Source organism: Psychroflexus sp. ALD_RP9, assembly GCF_017311165.1.
Taxonomy (GTDB): Bacteria; Bacteroidota; Bacteroidia; order Flavobacteriales; family Flavobacteriaceae; genus Psychroflexus.
Genome location: NZ_CP062973.1, coordinates 1,118,464 through 1,137,645 on the forward strand (window position 1 = coordinate 1,118,464; position 19,182 = coordinate 1,137,645).

21 protein-coding genes are annotated in these 19,182 nt (G+C 32.0%); 8 read left to right on the top strand and 13 right to left on the bottom strand.

Annotated elements, in window-relative coordinates; translation table 11 throughout:
• The first annotated feature begins 156 nt into the window (after positions 1–156).
• Positions 157–678 (top strand): OmpH family outer membrane protein, encoded by a 522-nt coding sequence (locus IMZ30_RS05315; RefSeq protein ID WP_207039512.1) that lies wholly within the window; start codon positions 157–159, stop codon positions 676–678.
• Positions 679–713: 35 nt separating this feature from the next.
• On the opposite strand, the gene IMZ30_RS05320 is transcribed toward IMZ30_RS05315, so the two are convergent.
• Positions 714–1,832 (bottom strand): ATP-binding protein, encoded by a 1,119-nt coding sequence (locus tag IMZ30_RS05320; RefSeq protein WP_207039513.1) that lies wholly within the window; start codon positions 1,830–1,832, stop codon positions 714–716.
• A gap of 94 nt (positions 1,833–1,926) precedes the next feature.
• Between IMZ30_RS05320 and IMZ30_RS05325 the strand changes: the two genes are divergently transcribed.
• Positions 1,927–3,108, top strand: a complete 1,182-nt coding sequence (locus IMZ30_RS05325) for a phosphoglycerate kinase (RefSeq protein ID WP_207039514.1) — start codon at positions 1,927–1,929, stop codon at positions 3,106–3,108.
• A 76-nt stretch (positions 3,109–3,184) separates the two neighbouring features.
• On the opposite strand, the gene IMZ30_RS05330 is transcribed toward IMZ30_RS05325, so the two are convergent.
• The 8 genes from IMZ30_RS05330 to IMZ30_RS05365 all read right to left on the bottom strand — a co-directional run bounded on the left by IMZ30_RS05330 (position 3,185) and on the right by IMZ30_RS05365 (position 10,040).
• Positions 3,185–3,376 carry a hypothetical protein gene (locus IMZ30_RS05330; protein ID WP_207039515.1) on the bottom strand — a complete coding sequence of 64 codons (192 nt, stop codon included), beginning with the start codon at positions 3,374–3,376 and terminating at the stop codon, positions 3,185–3,187.
• A gap of 24 nt (positions 3,377–3,400) precedes the next feature.
• On the bottom strand, positions 3,401–6,106 hold the full coding sequence (locus IMZ30_RS05335; protein WP_207039516.1) for a T9SS type A sorting domain-containing protein: 2,706 nt from the start codon (positions 6,104–6,106) through the stop codon (positions 3,401–3,403).
• A gap of 355 nt (positions 6,107–6,461) precedes the next feature.
• Positions 6,462–6,638: an SUMF1/EgtB/PvdO family nonheme iron enzyme gene (locus IMZ30_RS05340; protein ID WP_207039686.1), complete on the bottom strand. Its 177-nt coding sequence runs from the start codon at positions 6,636–6,638 to the stop codon at positions 6,462–6,464.
• A gap of 270 nt (positions 6,639–6,908) precedes the next feature.
• Positions 6,909–7,361 carry a hypothetical protein gene (locus IMZ30_RS05345; protein ID WP_207039517.1) on the bottom strand — a complete coding sequence of 151 codons (453 nt, stop codon included), beginning with the start codon at positions 7,359–7,361 and terminating at the stop codon, positions 6,909–6,911.
• A 99-nt stretch (positions 7,362–7,460) separates the two neighbouring features.
• Positions 7,461–8,072: a fibrobacter succinogenes major paralogous domain-containing protein gene (locus IMZ30_RS05350; protein WP_207039518.1), complete on the bottom strand. Its 612-nt coding sequence runs from the start codon at positions 8,070–8,072 to the stop codon at positions 7,461–7,463.
• Positions 8,073–8,082: 10 nt separating this feature from the next.
• Complete coding sequence (locus IMZ30_RS05355) at positions 8,083–8,601, bottom strand: hypothetical protein (RefSeq protein WP_207039519.1); 519 nt, start codon at positions 8,599–8,601, stop codon at positions 8,083–8,085.
• Between the two features lie 108 nt (positions 8,602–8,709).
• A complete protein-coding gene (locus tag IMZ30_RS05360) occupies positions 8,710–9,579 on the bottom strand; it encodes a fibrobacter succinogenes major paralogous domain-containing protein (RefSeq protein WP_207039520.1) in 870 nt (289 codons plus the stop codon).
• A 20-nt stretch (positions 9,580–9,599) separates the two neighbouring features.
• The gene (locus IMZ30_RS05365; protein WP_207039521.1) at positions 9,600–10,040 is read right to left on the bottom strand and encodes a hypothetical protein; all 441 of its coding nucleotides are present in this window, start codon (positions 10,038–10,040) and stop codon (positions 9,600–9,602) included.
• Positions 10,041–10,393: 353 nt separating this feature from the next.
• On the opposite strand from IMZ30_RS05365, the gene rnpA reads away from it, so the two are divergent.
• Positions 10,394–10,753: a ribonuclease P protein component gene (gene rnpA / locus IMZ30_RS05370; RefSeq protein ID WP_207039522.1), complete on the top strand. Its 360-nt coding sequence runs from the start codon at positions 10,394–10,396 to the stop codon at positions 10,751–10,753.
• Positions 10,750–12,360 (top strand): S41 family peptidase, encoded by a 1,611-nt coding sequence (locus IMZ30_RS05375; protein ID WP_207039523.1) that lies wholly within the window; start codon positions 10,750–10,752, stop codon positions 12,358–12,360. Before rnpA ends, IMZ30_RS05375 begins: the two co-directional genes overlap by 4 nt.
• A gap of 28 nt (positions 12,361–12,388) precedes the next feature.
• On the opposite strand, the gene IMZ30_RS05380 is transcribed toward IMZ30_RS05375, so the two are convergent.
• The gene (locus tag IMZ30_RS05380; protein ID WP_207039524.1) at positions 12,389–13,984 is read right to left on the bottom strand and encodes an ATP-dependent DNA ligase; all 1,596 of its coding nucleotides are present in this window, start codon (positions 13,982–13,984) and stop codon (positions 12,389–12,391) included.
• A gap of 284 nt (positions 13,985–14,268) precedes the next feature.
• On the bottom strand, positions 14,269–14,718 hold the full coding sequence (locus IMZ30_RS05385; RefSeq protein WP_207039525.1) for a 6-pyruvoyl trahydropterin synthase family protein: 450 nt from the start codon (positions 14,716–14,718) through the stop codon (positions 14,269–14,271).
• A gap of 630 nt (positions 14,719–15,348) precedes the next feature.
• Between IMZ30_RS05385 and rpiB the strand changes: the two genes are divergently transcribed.
• Genes rpiB through IMZ30_RS05405 form a run of 4 tightly spaced genes read left to right on the top strand, consistent with a single transcriptional unit; the run spans position 15,349 to position 17,773 of the window.
• Positions 15,349–15,780: a ribose 5-phosphate isomerase B gene (gene rpiB / locus IMZ30_RS05390; RefSeq protein ID WP_207039526.1), complete on the top strand. Its 432-nt coding sequence runs from the start codon at positions 15,349–15,351 to the stop codon at positions 15,778–15,780.
• 7 nt (positions 15,781–15,787) lie between these two features.
• On the top strand, positions 15,788–16,675 hold the full coding sequence (locus IMZ30_RS05395) for a cation diffusion facilitator family transporter (protein WP_207039527.1): 888 nt from the start codon (positions 15,788–15,790) through the stop codon (positions 16,673–16,675).
• Positions 16,676–16,677: 2 nt separating this feature from the next.
• Complete coding sequence (locus tag IMZ30_RS05400; RefSeq protein ID WP_207039528.1) at positions 16,678–17,121, top strand: GNAT family N-acetyltransferase; 444 nt, start codon at positions 16,678–16,680, stop codon at positions 17,119–17,121.
• Positions 17,114–17,773 carry an HD domain-containing protein gene (locus IMZ30_RS05405; protein ID WP_207039529.1) on the top strand — a complete coding sequence of 220 codons (660 nt, stop codon included), beginning with the start codon at positions 17,114–17,116 and terminating at the stop codon, positions 17,771–17,773. Before IMZ30_RS05400 ends, IMZ30_RS05405 begins: the two co-directional genes overlap by 8 nt.
• On the opposite strand, the gene IMZ30_RS05410 is transcribed toward IMZ30_RS05405, so the two are convergent.
• Positions 17,770–18,168: a two-component system response regulator gene (locus IMZ30_RS05410; RefSeq protein ID WP_207039530.1), complete on the bottom strand. Its 399-nt coding sequence runs from the start codon at positions 18,166–18,168 to the stop codon at positions 17,770–17,772. The two genes, IMZ30_RS05405 and IMZ30_RS05410, sit on opposite strands and share 4 nt — an antisense overlap.
• Positions 18,165–19,178, bottom strand: a complete 1,014-nt coding sequence (locus IMZ30_RS05415; RefSeq protein WP_207039531.1) for a response regulator — start codon at positions 19,176–19,178, stop codon at positions 18,165–18,167. The genes IMZ30_RS05410 and IMZ30_RS05415 overlap by 4 nt, the downstream gene beginning before the upstream one ends.
• Positions 19,179–19,182: the final 4 nt, after the last annotated feature.

Genomic DNA, 19,182 nt, shown 5'->3' on the forward strand with positions numbered 1-19,182 from the left:
GTATACTTATCTATAAGAAAATTTAAAAAGGGGCTTAGAATGAAATTATATAATCAATTAAACATAAGTAAAGACTATTAAAATAAATTAACTAATAGGAAATATTTATAACTTTTACAGTAATGAAATTATAATACCTTTGGCAAAAATTATCACATGAAAAAAATTATTGTTTCAGCTTTTACAATTGCAACATTATGGTCTTGTCAACAAGATAAAACAGCTTATGTTAATAATTCAAAATTGATTCAGGACTACAGCAAAATGAAAAGAACAGAAGCTGAGTTTAAAGTAAAAAATGAAGCTTTGTCTTCAGAATTAGATTCAGTTGCTATGGCATTTCAACAAGAAGTCCAAAAGTTTCAATCTGAAATGGAATCAATGTCAAAATCTAAGCGAGAAAGCGAGCAAAACCGCTTGATGCAAAAACAACAACAGCTACAACAACAACAGCAACAAAAAAGCCAAATGCTTAGGAAAGAAAGCGATGAGGCGATTAATGCAATTATTGATGATGTAAAAGACTATGTAGCTGATTATGGTAAAGAAAATGGATATACTTACATTTTTGGTTCTAATGAATCTGCTAACATTATGTACGCAAAAAAAGGTCTAGATTTAACAGATGAAATTTTAAAAGAGTTAAATAAAAAAGATTCCTTGGCTCAAGAAAAATAGTAAGATTCAATAAATAATTTAAAAACTAGCTTCGGCTAGTTTTTTTTATGTAAAAATCTAGTAAGTTGAAACGATAAATCTGTGAAAATCATCTTAGCATTGCCGTTTCGTTCAATATGATAAATAGCCTGAGAAATCGCTTCAAAAATAGGTTTTATATTGGCACCTGTGATGAACGTAGAAAAGGCGTCAAACTTAAATTTTCTATCATTTGGCTGAAGAAAAACTAAGTCGTTTGCATTATAATTCTTCAATAATGCTTGTCTAAAAAATTGTAAACAATACTCTAAAAAACGCTTTTGTAATTCTCTATTCTCTTTCGCAATCGCTTCAGACCAATTAATTAAATCATCTACAACAGATTTATTTCCTTTAGCTCTAAAGGCAGAACGAACCCAAGATATAAACCAATCTTCAAATTGTAATTCGTCTTCATTATGATAAGCAAGGTGTAAAGCTCTAACAAAATCTCCATCAGCTTGATGTGCAATAGACTTAGCTATTTGAGAGTCAATAGAACGGCTAATCAGAGCATCAGCGATAACAGATTCACTTAGTGGAGGAAAATTGAGCAATTGACAACGCGATTTAATCGTATCAATAATTTGATCAGCGTTTGAAGTTGTAAGTATAAAAAAAGTATCTTTTGGTGGCTCTTCAATTAACTTCAGTAATTTGTTTGAAGTTTCACGATTCATTAAATCTGCACACCAAATGATCATCACTTTTACACCACCTGAAAATGATTTCAAACTTAAAGTCTTTAAAATTTCTTGAGCTTGAGTAACTTTAATCAAGCCTTGTTTTTTTTCAATACCAATATGCTGATACCAATCAAATAAATTTTGATAAGGTGATTTTCTAATAAAACTTCGCCAATCTTCAAGAAATTCTTGACTTGTGGGTTTTTTACTTGAACTCTCTGTAACATTCACAGGATAAACAAAATGCACATCGGGATGTTCAAGAATAGAAGTATAAGTCTTTGCGCTTGATGAACTCACTAAATGCTCAGCAAATGCTAAAGCAAGTGGCAAAACACCATAACCATGCTCACCAATAAATAGTTGGGCATGAGCAACACGCTGATTTTCGACAGTGGTTTTTAAGTGATTTTTAAGGTGCTCAAGCCCAAGTACATCATTATAATTCATACGGCTAAAATATCAAAATAAAAACCGAAAATGAAGCTCAACTAAAAAAAATAGAATAATTACTTACCTTTGAATTTTACTAAATGAAATCATCATGAAAACAACAGAAGACTTTAATTTTAAAGACAAAAAAACCATCATAAGAGTTGATTTTAACGTGCCACTTAACACCGAATTTGAAGTCACCGATGATAGCAGAATTGTAGCTGCTAAACCAACAATTATTAAAGTATTAGAAGATGGCGGATCGGCTATTTTAATGTCTCATTTAGGCAGGCCAAAAGGCAAAGAAGATAAATTTTCTCTGAGACACATTGTTAAAAAAGTAACAGAAGTTATTGGCGTTAGCGTAAAGTTTGTAAATGATTGTGTTGGTGAAGAGGCAGAAGAAGCAGTTAAAAATTTAAAAAATGGAGAAATTCTTTTACTTGAAAATCTAAGATTTCACGAAGAGGAAAAATCTGGAAATGAGGCCTTTGCTAAAAAACTGTCTACTTATGCAGATGTTTACATCAATGATGCATTTGGTACTGCACATCGAGCTCACGCATCAACAACGGTTATCGCTCAATTTTTTGAAGATAAAATAGTAGGTAAACTACTTCAAAAAGAAATAGAAAGCCTAGATAAAGTTCTACATTCAAAAGAAAAACCGGTTACAGCAGTAATTGGTGGTGCAAAAGTATCATCTAAAATTACAGTAATTGAAAATATATTACCAAGAGTAGATCATTTAATTATCGGTGGTGGTATGAGTTTTACATTCATAAAAGCAAAAGGCGGAAAAATAGGCAATTCATTAGTTGAAGATGATAAACAAGAATTAGCTTTAGAAATATTAAAAAAAGCCGAAGCACAAAATGTACAAGTTCATTTACCAGTTGATGTTATTTCAGTAAAAGAGTTTGATAACAATGCCGAACAAATAACAGAACCAATCGATCAAATAACTGATGACAGAATGGGATTAGACGCAGGGCCGAAATCACAAAGTATCTTTGCTGAAGTCATTAAAGGATCAAAAATTATTTTATGGAACGGACCTTTAGGTGTTTTTGAAATGGAAAATTTTGCTAAAGGAACTATAGCTTTAGGTGAAGCCATTGGAGAAGCAACTAAAAACGGTGCATTCTCACTTGTAGGTGGTGGCGATAGTGTTGCAGCTGCAAAACAGTTTGGACTAGCTGAACAAATGAGCTATGTTTCTACTGGTGGTGGTGCCATGCTAGAAATGTTAGAAGGAAAATCCTTACCTGGTATTAAAGCTTTACAGTAAAATTCATATAGTTTTTAAGCATTAAAAAAGCCCTAAACCAAAAGTTTAGGGCTTTTTAATTATATCAATGAAAAGGTTATTTCAGTTTTTTAATCCCTAAAAAAGCGCCCACTGCAATGGCTAGTGGTATTAAAAAATGAATCGGTGCCGCAGGTGTGTCACTCACCGTGTCTTCAAATCCAATGGCATCTTCTAATGCTTGTGCATTTAACTGTACGGCCACTAAAACCATCATCATTAATAATGCATATTTATAAGTATGTCTCATGTTGTTTTGTTTTAATGTTTTGAATTACTGCTTGATGATTTTCTTGCTCACTTTCCCTTTTGTAGTTTCTAGCTCTACCACATAAACACCTGAAGCTAATTGACTCACATCAACTTGAGATTGGGTGGTTGTTAGCACCTGTTGACCCAAGGTATTGAAAACTTGAACTGAATTGATCTCAACTGAAGCTGGTAATTCAATTTGTAACTGATGAACCACTGGATTAGGATACAAGCGAACTTGTCCGGCATCAAAACTTTGGTTATTTAAAGGCACTTCTTCAAAACTTAAATGAAAACGGTTTTGATCGATACTCTCTGGCACATTAGCATCAACTGTAAAGTCATAAGTTGTGCTCTCTGTTAATTCGGTTTGTGTATTTAAATAGCTATCATTTAAGTAAACCTTAAGCGTTTCAGGCTGATTCCCTAAATTGAAAGTTAGGCTGTAAGCCGTATCTTCATAGTTCATCATCAATAAATCAACTTGATGGCCATCAGTTGGGATGTTTTGCTTATCAATCGATTTAAAACCATTGTTTACAATCGCATAGTTTTCACCTGGATTGGCCAATTTACTCGCATCTTCATCACTACCAATAGTGGTATAGTTTTCATTAAAACGTAATCCTATGGCATCGCTTTCCATCTCACCGTTTTGTAAAGCTGAAGCTTTGTATAAACGCGAGTTGATGTAAAAGTTAGTGTAGGTACTAAAAATACTCACCTGAGCTTGACCTGTGGCTTTATCAGCTTCTTCAAAGGTAATTGAGCCATTACCAGAGGCATTGTTTTGCACAAAAAAGGCTTGACCTGGCATGATATATTGATTAGCAGCTGATGAATACGGGCTTGGAGCAGCTTCACTGCCATCTGAAGCATCGACAACTGTATAACCACCATTACCATTAGCACCAGCAATTGAAGCATCCCAGACGTATAAATAGCCTGTTAGGTTTGTAGTTGTTACCGCATTAAAATCAACTACGGCTTGATAAGGATTACCCACAAAACTATAATTATTAGCTTCACTTGCTAAAGTTGGTGTATAGCTTCCTGTATGCAAAGTTCCTGTTGCACTTAAAGTGGTTGCTGTGGCTGGTGCTTCATTATCAGCTAAATCGATGGTTCGGTCACCACGCACCATTAAACGGTAAGGTGTTCCCGCTGAAATCACATCAATTGTTGAAGTGATAGCTTGCCATCCAGCGCCACTAGATTGGTCAGTAATTGTATTATCGAATGTAAACATAGACGGGTTTCCTGTTTCAGTTTCATCAAAACCATCAGCGCTGGTTTGACCAACTGTGCCAACTGCTCCTGTAATATGCGTGTCTTGTTGCCAAGTGTTGGCGATGGTTTGTCCACCAACAGGAGAGCTTAATAATCGATAAGCACGCTTAGCAGGGATATAACGCTCAACGGTTACAACTCCTGTAATGCTATTTCCTGTGGCATCGTTTAATAAAGCACTTCCTGTAGCATCACTTTCAAAAAGCACTTCATTACTTACCGTAATATTTGCATTTAAATCAAGTATAGCATTAGGTTGTACGGTAACGGTATTGAATGTAGTCACCGAGCTAATTACAGCCGTCCCATCTTGGACAGTTAAATCATAATTGGTTAAATCTAAACCACTTGGATTAGCAGGTTGAAATCCGTTAGCAGCTGTATAGGTTACATCTGATGTATATACAAACATACTTGCTGTGGAGCCTACACTATTTAAAGTTAGGTTAGCATTGTTATTGGCTGCATCTTGTAATGTCCCACCATTCGCTGATAAACTGTTAACAGTAATACCATCTACATCAATATCTCCGTTTTGTACAGCATATCTAAATACAATATCTTGTGTTCCTGAACCGCTTTGATAAACGGCTTGGCGTGTTGTCGAGCCAATGGTAAGCGCTAACTGGGGCGTGCCGCCTGACGTATTCACAGTAATGTTTTCATTAAAATTAACCGTAAAATCTAAATTTTCACCAACATCGTAAGTGTCGTTACTAGGAACACTTACATTATTGATGACAGGAGCAATATCATCGGTAATTGTAATAGAAAGTTGTTTGGCAAAATCGTCTGTGCCATCGTTGGTGTTTACTCGTATGCTGTAAGTGCCTGCCATCAATGCGCCGTTACTTCTTAGTGCATTGCCATTAATGTTAAAGTTAGCGTTACCACTGTCGCCAGCGCCACTTACTAAACTATAGGTATGCGAATCGCCTGCATCAGCATCGGTGGTGGATAAAGTTGCGACGGTAGCATTAACACCGGTTGAACTTTGTCCAACCGAAGTAGTGCTTAATGTTATGTCGGTTGGGGCGGAGTTGGTGGGAGAGTCTATCGTTCCAGATCCTTCTATAGCAATAGATGAATTACAAGTAATAAAACTTCCAACTGGAATCCATGATTCTAAATTTGTTGAATTTGGATATCCAGTATTACTGTTGTTTCTTAAAATTAATGCTCCACCACCTAAATATAGACCCCAAAATCCACCAGAACTATTACTCCAGTATACCGATATTTGAGTTGAAATACCATCTACAACACCCGAACCATCATAGGCAGGTTTACCAGATAACATACCGAAATATGGTAAATTAACTGGGTTTGGTGATATGCAAGAACCGCTAACTTCAATTGAAGTACCTGATTGTGCGATTAAAGTTAATGAATTACTAATCAATAACAGATTTAATAATAGAAATAAATGTTTTTTCACTTAGTATAGTTTTTAAAATAAAGATAAAAGTAAATTATTATAGTTAGAGTGATTGATTAAAAATAATATAAACAAATTTAAATTAAGCATTTATTCTATATATACTGATAAAAATCTGTAAGTCTCATTTCTTTGCTTTGAAGCTTCTATTTGTCTCAAAAAGATTTAATTGTATCAAAACTGTTAACACATTTAAATATTTCGAATTAATTTTCATAAAAACTATCTTAAATTATTAACATCACACAGAATAATTTCTAGAAATAAAACAAATACTTAAAATTTAATAGTACTAATTGTTTATACTATAGTGCAAATCTTAGGCTGCTAGAAATATTTTATTTACGTTGCAAAATCATGAACATTCTTTAGTATTTAAAAACCAATATTTTTCATTAATAAGCATCTCTGGCGTAGCAACCGTCCTGAAACCAACGTGGTCAGAGCTAGACTTTTCAACATTACCCATTCTTGCTGAAATTCGGAAACTTGCACAATAAGATGCATGGCATAAAAATGAACCACCTTTTATTACGTGTTCTACTTCGTTAGGATTATTGTGACTAAATGAAGTTTCAGCTCCAGTTAGATTTTTAGTATATTATATTTTAATCTAAACTAGCATAGTGATTTACATAAAAATAAGCGTTGATTATTTTCCAAACATTCCTCATCGGTCAAGTAACAGATCAGTAATATGTATTTTGATATAATCACTGATAACATACACAAATTATGATTAAAAATAATGTTTGATATTAGTAAAAGATTATTCATTTCACATATACAACGCTATGACATTTTATTTATCGCAATTGTAATAATCTTGAAGACCATCTTTTTTAAATCTAACTTTATCAACATAAACGAAAATTGAATTACCACTTTGCATATAAAAATCTCTGTAACCACTACTAATTTTGTTATGATCAAGATCAGTTCGATTTGTTGTTCTTGGATTAGATGGTCTATTATTATACACTTCATAGCTGAAATAAATCTTATCATAATATCTATTTCGGAATTGTACAGACCATTTGTATTTTGTCCCATCATAATTCTTCCCACGATTCTTAACTCTAAAGTCTAAACCTTTGTAACAGTCCGTCTGATTCCAAGGACCCCAATCGCTCTGATTAAAGGGTTCTTCTAATTCAATCTCAACAGAATTAGAATGATAAGAGTTTAAGGTAAATGCTGTTAGAGTGAAAAAGGAAATAATAATCGGTGTAATAATTAAAAATTTAATTTTCATATTATTCAAATTATAAAGTTATGCCCAACCTTATTTAGGGGCTTGGCCAGGTCAAATATTTCGCCCTTTATATTCAATATTTACGAGTATTGATTGACACTAATTTTTAACCAATCTTACAGAATAGCCCATTACTTTATATTGTTGTGAGCCAAATACAAATCTCTTACTTGATGTAAATGCAAACCCATAAGCATTTTCTTCATCTACTTCTGTACTCGTCCAGTAGATTGTAGTTTCACCTCTCTGAAAAAAATTTGGCACGCCTCGAATTCCAACTGGATAAGCTGAAAATCCTGATGAATTATTTCCATAAAAAACTTTCCAGCCTTCTTTAGTTTTTAGTGCTTTAGCTCTGTTGTGCTGATAATTAGATAAAAGTGTTTCCCAGTCTTGCTTACTAGCCACTCTCCAACCTTCAGGTGCAATTCCTCTAGCATCATTTACAGCGAACCAATTGTATAAAAGTCCATGTTTTTCTGCCGTTGAAGGGTCGTTATTGTAATAACACCAGGCAGGTTGTTTATTTTTAGCAGCTGCTTCCCACTCTGCGTTGCTTTGAGCTTGTGGAATCGGTTCTCCGTTTTTGAAGCTCGTCGCATTGAGATTCATAGACCAAGTCTGAGCACCAATAGTTGTGGTGTTCTCAGATTGAGATATTCCTATATATGGAATTAAAAGAAGTAAATAAATCAGTCTAGAAGTTTTCATATATTAAATTTTAGCATGGGTTAATATTAATCTGTATAAATTTGTCATCTCTATTTAATTCTTGCTCAGTATCTACATCAAGGTGGCGCATATCGAAATCAAAGCGGAGTTGTTGGAAGTTGTCTCGTGTAATTAAATCGCTTGGAAGAAAAACTTCTACCAAAAAAATACTATAGGATACACCATTTATTATGTCAGTGCCTACGACACTAAGTTGACGATTACTCTCTTGGGTGAAAATGCTTGTATTAGCAAAGAAAATAACGAGATCGGTTACATCAAAACCGGGAATAGTTTGGTCGTTTCTTGGAATGTATACATAAAAACTCACGCTTGTAAATGAAGATGAAGGCAAGTTGCTGTAACAGACAGCATCCTCTATAAATTCACTTGTTGTCTCTACTTCATTGGTTATTACAGATTGTCCATTAATGGTAGTATTACCAAAAAGAAACTGATTATCCCAAATAGCATCAATATTTGCACTAGGATTATTGTCATTATCTTCTTCTTCACAGGATGTGAGCATCAAGAAAACAAATAACAGGGTGCTTACTTTTAGAATGTTTGAAATCATTTGTATTAAGTTTTAAGTTAGTCAAATGTCTTTATATAATGTAATTTTTAGTGAGCCTCACTATTGATCTTTGATGCACCTACAAGATGCTGCATTCCATTTTTTTCGACGTGTACCTGAGGTCTGAAAAGACTTAATTACTCCAATACCATAGGATTCATTAGGAATAAAAATATCAATATATTCAGCATGTTCTGAGTCCATTTCAGTCGAAGTCCAAAAGCTTGCCCTAAATCCTAAAAATGTAGGTCTGAGTGGCACTACTCCTAAAGTAGAACCTGCTGATTTAATATTCATGCCACTTAGATTATTACCTGGAGTAATCCAACCTTCAATTGAACGTAATTCATCACTTGCAGTAGAATAAGCATATTGATTCTGGTCGAGAGACTCGAACATATCCCACCATTCATCAATGCTTGGGATGTGCCAACCCTGAGGGCACAAATCTACCCACCGCACGGCATGCCAAGTGTAGAGAACGCCATACTCCTCATAATTATTAATGTTATCATCAGGATAACAATACGCTCGTATTCCATTAAAAGCATTACCACTTGATGTCCAATTATCAAAATCATTACTGTAGACTAAATCAGGGCCATTAACAGGTGGTGCGTTCCTAAGCCGAAGATTTTCTGCCATCCACTCTCTTCCATTAATAATCACCGTAGGGTAAAAATTGCCTTCATAATCTGTTACGCCATCACCCTCAGTATACAAAAGATTAGTGGCATCATTACCACAATCAAGATTACAATCAAGTTGAGAAGAATAAGATCCGTTTATTACTTGGCTACATTCGCCACTTAGGCAATCCCAACGACTTTGATTACCATCGCTTTCTAAATCTTCATCACTTTCTTCACAAGAAAATAGTAAAACCGAAACAATGGCCACTAAACCAATTTTTAAAATATTTAATTTCATGATAATTAAGATTTAAGTAATTAGTTTGTTAGTTGCACACCTGTACAGTTTCCTACAGTTATAGTTCTTTCTGGCCAAGTATAACCATCGCATTCAGCTGTATAAGTATAACTACCTTTTGGGACGTTAAAGTTTGCATTTGCATTTTGATCACATCCTGAAAAACCATTTGGATAAAAACCAGTAATTACATCCGATCCAACACCTTGTAAAAACACTGTTATATTACCACATCCCAGATCTGATTGAGTATAAAAAGAAACTTTACCTAAAGTATTGTTTGAACCACCACATTCAGATTCACAATTTGAACGTGATGAATACAGACCAAAGCTTGAAAAAACTTCTACACAAGTTCCATTGGCACAATCCCATGATGTATCATCTTCTTCTTCTTCACAAGATATTAGAGAAAAGACACTTAGAAATAGTAAAAAAATTAAAGATTTTGATTTTTTCATAACATTTAAATTTTATAGGTTTTAATTAATTGATTTGAATAGATAAACTCTAATAGAGTTTTAATTGATAAAAAACTTCGCTAATATGTTTTTATAATTATTAAAAATAAAACTTAACATTCATTACATAAATGACATATTAAGATTGACTTGTAAAGTATTTTAATGCAAGTAAGTTGAAAAAAACAGTCATGTCAATACCACGATAGTGGTATATTTAATGTAATGAAGTGTGATTTTAGGTCTGTTACCTTAAGCTATTAAATAAACCTAAACCTGTTTCGTAATTAATAAAACAGAATTTGACTTTGTTTATTTATTAGCATCTTTGTAATGTTAATTGCTTTTAAAACATGGCTAAACAAACTATTTCTAAAACTGAACGCTTAAAATCAAGAAAGGCTATTGACCGCTTGTTTAGTCAACGTCAATTTAATAAGGCTTTTCCTTTAAAATTACAGTACGAAATCACTGCAAATACGAGTCATCAATTTGCTGTGGTTGTGCCAAAACGCTTACATAAACATGCTGTTGACCGCAATAAAATTAAAAGGCAAATGCGTGAGGCGTTTCGTTTACAGAAGCATGAACTTCAACAAAAGGTGCATTTTAACATGATGTTTATTTATACTTCACCTCAACAGCTTCAATTTGAGCAAATCTTAAAAGCGGTTAAACGTCATATTTCATTCTTAAATCAATTAAAGTCATGAAAAAATCATTTATCATTTTTAGCCTCGTTTCAATTCTTGGTTTGGGTTTATTTAGTTTTAAATCTATTAAAAACGACTTTTTTGAAATTGCTAAACAAATTGAAATCTTCACGAATTTATATAAAGAAATTAATATGAATTATGTAGATGAAGTAAATCCTGCTGAATTGATGGATACAGCTATAACTGCTATGTTAGCTGATTTAGATCCTTATACCGTTTATTATAATGAGCAAGAAGTGCAGAATGGTAAATTAAACTATGCTGCAAATTTTTCTGGAATTGGTATTCAAGTAGATGTATTTAGCGATAAACTCTTAGTTAAATCGGTTAAAAAAAATAGTCCTGCAAACCAAAGCGGAGTTAAAATTGGTGATGAAATTATACAAATTAATCAAGTACGCATCAATCAATACCAAGATGATGCGGGAACTTTGCTAAAAGGAAAACCTGGTAGTAAAGTAAAACTAACTGTTAAACGAAATAACAGCACAAAAACACTACAAATTACCCGTGAACGCGATAAAAAAATAGCAGTACCTTTTTATAAATTGGTCGATGAATCTGGTTATATAGTGCTATCACAATTTAGTCGTTCAGCTTCTGATGAAGTAATAGAAGCTTTTTCTGATTTAAAAGATCAAGGCGCAACTTCTATTATTCTTGACTTAAGGAATAATCCTGGAGGTTTACTTTCTGAAGCCATCAATATTGTTAACATTTTTGTAGAAAAAGGCACTACTATTGTCACTACAAAATCTATTATCGAAAAATATAATCGCACTTATGTTACTCAAAATCGTGCTCTAGATACCCAAATTCCAGTTGCTGTTTTAATCAACTCTAACAGTGCTTCAGCTAGTGAAATTGTCTCTGGTAGCCTTCAAGATTTAGATCGTGGCGTTATTATTGGGCATCGTAGTTTTGGTAAAGGCTTAGTACAAAGACCTAAACCACTTAATTATGGTACGCAAGCTAAAATTACCATTTCACGCTATTATACACCAAGTGGTAGAAGTATTCAATCTTTAGATTATATTGATGGTGAAGCAGTTAGAAAAACAGAAGATACTTACCAAAAATTTACGACTAAAAATGGTCGTGATGTATTTAGTGGTGGCGGTGTGATGCCTGATGTGTTATTAAACCAAGACCAACAGTCTGATTTTGTAAAAGATTTAGTTAATAAAAATCAAATCTTCAATTTTATTTTAAATCAATCTAAGACTGAAATGAGCTTAGATGAAATTGCTCAGATAAATTTAATGAAGGATTTTAAGTCTTATTTAAATGATGTCTATTTTAACTATCAAACTAAAACTGAAGTACAATTGCAAAAACTTAAAACTTCAGCTGAAAATGAAGTAATATTTAATCAAATTAATCGTCAAATTAAAGATTTAGAAGACCAATTAGCTTCAATTGAAGATGATTTACTTCAACAATCAGCTGAAGCAATAAATCTGTTACTACATCAAGAATTGGTAAGACATCAATACTTTGAAGATGGCGTTTATCAATATCAAGTAAAGTATGGCGAAACTGTAAAAACAGCGGTTAATCTTTTAAGTAACATCAAGAAGTATCAAAACGTTTTACAGCCTTAAAGATTAAACTTTTATAAAGGAATGAAGGTTATTTAGGAATTAAAGCTTTTAATTCTTCTAAAGTATTAGCTTCGGTTGTGGGTTTATCTTTTCGCCAGCGTACAATTCTAGGAAATCTTGTAGCAACGCCACTTTTATGACGTTTAGATGTAGCTATACCTTCAAAGGCAATTTCAAAAACATGATGTGGTTTTACACTTCTAACCGGACCAAAACGCTCTAAAGTATTAGCTTTAATCCATTTATCAATTTCTTTAAATTCGGCATCTGTTAAGCCTGAATAAGCTTTAGCAAAGGTAACAAGATGTTCATGATTGTTATCCCATAAAGCAAAGGTATAATCTGTAAATAAGTTACTTCGCCGGCCATGACCGCGCATGGCATAAGTTAAAACAGCATCGATGGTAAACGGGTCTGATTTCCATTTATACCAATCGCCTTTTTTACGGCCAACACCATAGCTTGATGCTAAACGTTTAATCATCAAGCCTTCCGATTTTTTTTCTCTTGCTGTTTCTCGCTCATTGGCTGCATCTTGCCAAGATTGAAATTGCATAATGTGAGATAAATGAAATGCTTTAATTTTTGTTTGGTAAGTTGCATACAAATGGTCTAATGAACGTCGTCTTTCTTGATAAGGTTGACTTCTAATATCTTGATTATTAAACTCTAACAAATCGTAAGCTTTAAAGATGACAGGTATGTTTTGCAGCATTTTTTTAGATACAGTTTTACGATTGATGCGCTGTTGGAGGTCTTTAAAATCGCCAATACTTTGGTTTGGAAAGGCTAGAATTTCACCATCTAAAACAGTACCATCTGGTAAAATTTCAGCAAATCTCTTAAATTCTGGAAATTGATGGGTAACTAATTCTTCACCACGACTCCAAACAAAACATTCTTTTTGACGACAAATAATTTGTGCGCGAATACCATCCCATTTATGCTCGAAATAAAACTTTGAAACCTCTGTTTTATTTACCAATTCATCTTCAACTGGGTAAGCTAAATAAAATGGATAGGGTTTTGATAAGTCTGCTTTTGGATTAGGTTCTAAAACTAATTCTTGAAAAGATAGTTCGGTTGGTTTCCAGTTTCCCATTAATTTAAAAGCTAAGGTTTCTTCATCGATTTCTGTGGCTTTAGATAATGCGCGAGTCATTAATTTTTGACTAACACCTATTCTAAATCCGCCAGTAATTAGTTTAGTAAACACAAAACGTTCATAATAATTTAAGCTTTGCCAGTTTTTAATGAGATAATCTTTTTTTTCAGTTTCGGAGCTTGACTTTAAAGCAATAATTTCATTGATAAATTGCGTTAAAGTTTTATCTGAATTTTGGGAAGATGAAGGAACAACAAGTGCAATAGTTTCTGCTAAGTCACCAACAATATGGTAAGATTCTTCAAATAACCAGAGTGGAATATTAGCGAGTTCAGAAGCGTATTCTCTAATTAAAGTAGAATTGATAGGTCTTTTTGGTCGCCGATGTGATAAAATAGCAATGGTCCAGACTTTATCTTGATCTGGAGCAGTTTTAAAATAATGAGCTAAAGCTTCAACCTTAGCATTGGTTTTATTAGTGCTATCTATTGTTTTTACAAGCTCAGCAAATAACTTCATATTTTAAAAATACGGCAATAAAAGCTTGATAAAACTCAAGTAAATGTTAAGAATTGATGGAATACCAAAATCTCCTATTAAATAAAATAAAGAAATAGTTTCTAATTGCCTTGATTAAGACAATTATAATTCAATTTCTTTTTGTTTCATCTTATAGAATATTTGGTATAACTTAAAATTCAACTATTAAAATTGGTTGTAAATAAGCTTAAAATAAGCTGCATATACTCTACTCAACTTCATTAAAGCTATCTTATAAAAAAGTGCTTAACTTTATAAGAGAATTAATTATCACTGGCGTACCACTCAGCAAAAGCAGTTTCAGTTTCACGTAGTTTTAGGCTATGTAAACTTAAATCTGAAGACAATTTAGATTGAATTCGATGAGCAAAATCTATGACCATGTTTTCACTTGTGGGTTGATAATCTACCAAAACTACATTATGGCCAGTTTTTTTTATATCTTCTGCTAACTGAATATGTGGTGTCTGTTGGTTTAAAACTATGGCGTGATCCATCACATCGACGACTTCAGATTTAACGATTTTTTTTAAATCTCCAAAATCAATGACCATACCACATTTAACGTTGTTGGTATCAGTAATTGGTTGGCCAATTACAGTAACGTCTAGCTTGTATGAGTGGCCATGAATGTTTTTACATTTGCCGTCGTAACCGTATAAAGCATGCGCTGTTTCGAAAGTAAATTGTTTGGTGATTCTAATCTTCGCCATAATATTTTTTAATAGGTTGCAAAGATAGCAAGACCATAAAACTAAAATTGAATTCAATCTATTTTTTCAAAGTTATTCACATTATATATCATCTTATTTTTCTTTCTTTAAATTTTAAAAAACTAAATAATGATGATTATTGCGTGTTAATTTCAGTAAAACTTTATTGAAATTTAATTGTATTATTGAAATTTTAAATTTAATCAACAGAAATGTTATGAGATTGTTAATTTTTAATATCTGACGATCAATAATTTACCATAAGTTATTCACAACTTTTAAAGTTGACACTTGCCTATTTTGTTTTAAAATCTACATAAAATTCTTGTTGAAAATTAGTTGATAAGTGCTGATAAGTTTTTTAAAATTTATTGACTTATAAATTTGATTTTAATTTTTTAATTTCAGATAGATGAAAATATCGTTTATCAAAATATTCTTTTCATTTTTTACAGTTAACTTATTAACAAAATTGTTGATAACTAAAGTCTTGAAAATCAACTGAAGTTTAAAAGTTATTAACAATTGATATTATTTATTTAAAGTATTGATAATTAGATATTTAAATTTAAGTTTTAAAAAGTCATTATTTCAAATTACTAATCTTTATTTTTGTTCAAAAATCATATCATGACAATTTCAATAGGAAACGATCACGCAGGTACAGCCTACAAAATGAGTGTTTTAAATCATTTAAAAGCTAAAGGTATTACAGTGATTAACCACGGAACCGATTCAACTGAAAGTGTAGATTATCCAGATTTTATTCATCCTGTGGCTCAAGATGTTGAAAATGGTAAAGCTCAATTTGGTATTATTATTTGTGGTAGTGGCAATGGTGCAAATATGACGGCTAATAAATATCAAGGTATTCGTTCAGCTTTGTGTTGGTCCAAAGAAATTGTAGCACTTGCACGCCAACATAATAATGCAAATGTGTTGAGTATACCTGCGCGATTTGTTTCTGAGCAGCAAGCGCTTCAATTTGTCACTACTTTTTTAGAAACTGAATTTGAAGGTGGTCGCCACCAAAATCGTATTCAAAAAATTGCTTGTCAATAATCTTTAAATGACGCATCACCACCATTCACAAAAAAATTTAGGTGTAAGCATTTTACTTAACATCGGCATTACTTTAGCTCAAGTTATTGGCGGTTTATTTAGTGGAAGTTTAGCTTTATTGTCTGATGCTTTACATAATTTTACAGATGTTGTTTCATTAATTATTAGCTATGTTGCTGCTAATCTTTCAAAAAAAGACGCTTCTTTAAGTAAAACTTTTGGTTATAAACGTGCCGAAATAATTGCAGCTTTTATAAATGCTTCAACATTAATAGTAATTGCTATCATCTTAATTGTTGAAGCTGTAGAACGATTTTTTAATCCTCAATCTATCGATTCTTCCTTAGTGATTTGGCTTTCAGTATTAGCAATAATTGGTAATGGTATTAGTGTTTTATTGCTCTTGAATGATCGTAAAAAGAACATGAATTTAGCTTCAGCTTATGTTCATTTATTTACTGATATGCTTGCATCAGTAGCAGTGTTAATTGGTGGTTTATTAATGAAATTTTATAGTCTATTTTGGATTGATAGTTTTTTAACCGCAGCTATTGCTATTTACCTTATTATTGTTGGTATTAAACTCTTACGGAATTCATTTAGCGTATTAATGTTATTTACGCCAGAATCTATAGAAATAGATGAGTTAGTTAATGATATTAATCAGCTTGATCATGTTAAACACATGCATCACGTTCATATATGGCAATTGAATGAAGCTGAAATTCATCTTGAAGCTGAAATTGATTTAAGTGAAAATATTTCAATAACAGATTTTGAAGCTATTTTAGAACAAATTGAAGTTATTTTACTTCAAAAATATGGCATTAATCACATTAATATTCAGCCAGAATTTAATAAAACCGACGATAAAAATATTATTGTACAAGACTAATCATGCAAATACAAATTTTAGATTTTAATCAACTTAATACCAAACAATTATATGCAATTTTACAATTGCGTTCAGAAGTTTTTGTTGTAGAACAAGATTGTGTATATCAAGATATCGACGGCCATGACCAAAAAGCCCAGCATGTGCTGTTTTTTAATAATGATACTTTAGCTGCCTACGCTAGAATATTACCACCAAAGGCTTATTTTAAAGAATTAAGCATTGGCCGTGTTATTGTTAAACAAGCATTTAGAGGTCAAAAATTAGGCCATCAATTAATGCAAGCTTGTATTGAATTTTGTCAGGATAACTATTCAAATCAGCCTATTAAAATATCAGCACAACAATACTTAATAAAATTCTATGAGCAGCATAAATTTACTTGTGTTGGCAAAGGTTATTTAGAAGATGGAATTCCTCATATTGCCATGAAACGTTATGACTGAAGTAGAATTAATAAAAAAAACCAAACAATTTGTTAAGCATAAATTAGCTGATGCAGAAGCAGGTCATGACTGGTTTCATATTCAGCGTGTTTATCAGTTAGCACTTTATATAGCTCAAAAAGAAGGTATCAACGATTTACTCATTATTAAATTAGGTGCTTTATTACATGATATTGCAGATGCAAAATTTCATGATGGAAACGAAGATTTAGCACCTCAAATAGCCGGTCAATTTTTAGAAAAGCATTTGGTAAATGTTTCAGTTATTAATGAAGTTAAATTAATTATTAAGCATATTTCATTTAAAACAGAAGCGGCTAGTTATACTTCTGATCATCTAAAAATACTTCAAGATGCAGATCGTCTAGATGCTATGGGCGCTATAGGAATTGCCAGAGCTTTTAATTATGGTGGTTTTAAAAATAGAGCTTTATATAATCCAGAAATTCCTTCAAAACCTCAACAGTCTAAAGCTGAATATAAAGCATCTAAAGCACCAACTTTAAATCATTTTGATGAAAAACTTTTATTATTAAAAGACCAAATGCATACTAAAACAGCTAAAAGAATAGCCCAAGAGCGACACGATTATATGTTAAACTTTGTTGAAAGATTCAAGCAAGAATGGCATTTAGAGATAGATGAAGTTTAAAATAAATGTTTTAATTCAGGATGTTTTTGCAAATCTTTAAGTTGCTCTACTTTAATCGGTTTTTCAATGAAGTCTATAATTAAGTTATAATCTTTTGCTTTGGTTTTATCAGCATTATCTACAGAAGAGGTTACTAAAATAACAAATAGATTTGCGTGTATTGTAATTTTTTTAAAGTGTTCTAACACTTCCCAAGCATTTAAACCAGGCATATTAATATCTAAAAAAACGACAAAGTTAGCTTCTTCCTGATCATTTTCTTGAATATATTTTAGTAATTTTTCGCCAGAATCTAATGTAATTGCTTGAGAATCAAAATTTGATAGCTGACACATTTTTTGATGTAAAAACAGTATTACTTGATCATCATCTACAAGTAGTGTCTGAAAATTCATGAAAGTTGTTGGTTTAAATTTATATTTTTAGACTTCTTATTAATTTTTCGAATAATTTCATCTAAATCTCTAGATGAATCTTCTAAGCTTTTTATTAAATAAGTAAACTCTTCATCAGTAATTTCTTTACTTTTAAGCAAATCTACAATACCCATTATTTTGGTTAATGGAGATCTTACCATGTGAGATTGTATCCATGCAATTTCACTTAGCTTTTCATTTTGTTTTTTTAAGGCTTGAAAGTAGCTTAAGCGTTCAGAAATATCGGTTGCTATACATAAAATAGCAAAGCCATGTTTATAATTAATTCTTGTGTTTTTAATTTCAACCTTTATTAAATCACCATTTTTGGTTTTATGTTGAGATAAATTTTGCAAGAACATTTTTTCTCTACCCTTTGTATTTTGAAGTAAAGCATTTAATTTACCACTAAAGGTATTTTGAATATCGGTTAATTTTAGTTTTAAAAACTCTTCTTCGTTATAGCCATATTTTTCTATAGCTGCTTTATTAACATCTAAAAAACGCAAAGTTTTTTCGTTATAAACCCACATTGGTTGCGGACTTAAATGAAACAAATCGCTATAGCGTTTTTCAGAAGTTTCAAGTCTCGAAAATGTTTTTTTACGCTCTATATTGTAAACAATACTTTTAAATAGAGCTGTTGCGTTTAATTCGTCTTTTACTAAATAATCTGAAACACCAAGCTTAAGTGAATTTAAACTAAAGTCTATATCGGGAAAACCAGTTAGTATTAAAATTGGTGTATCGCCAGATAAATCTAGCATTTTGGTAATAAGTTCTTCTCCGTTTAAATCTGGTAAAGATAAGTCTAACAAAATAATATCAAAATGCTTTTCTTTTAATGAAGCTTCAGCTTGCTTGAAATTAGTAACGTGATCTATAATAGGATTAATAATCTTTTCACTTAAATAGTCTTTAACAAGAAATGCATCACCTGGATTATCTTCAACTAATAAAATGTGATATGTATTTTCAGATATATTCATTATT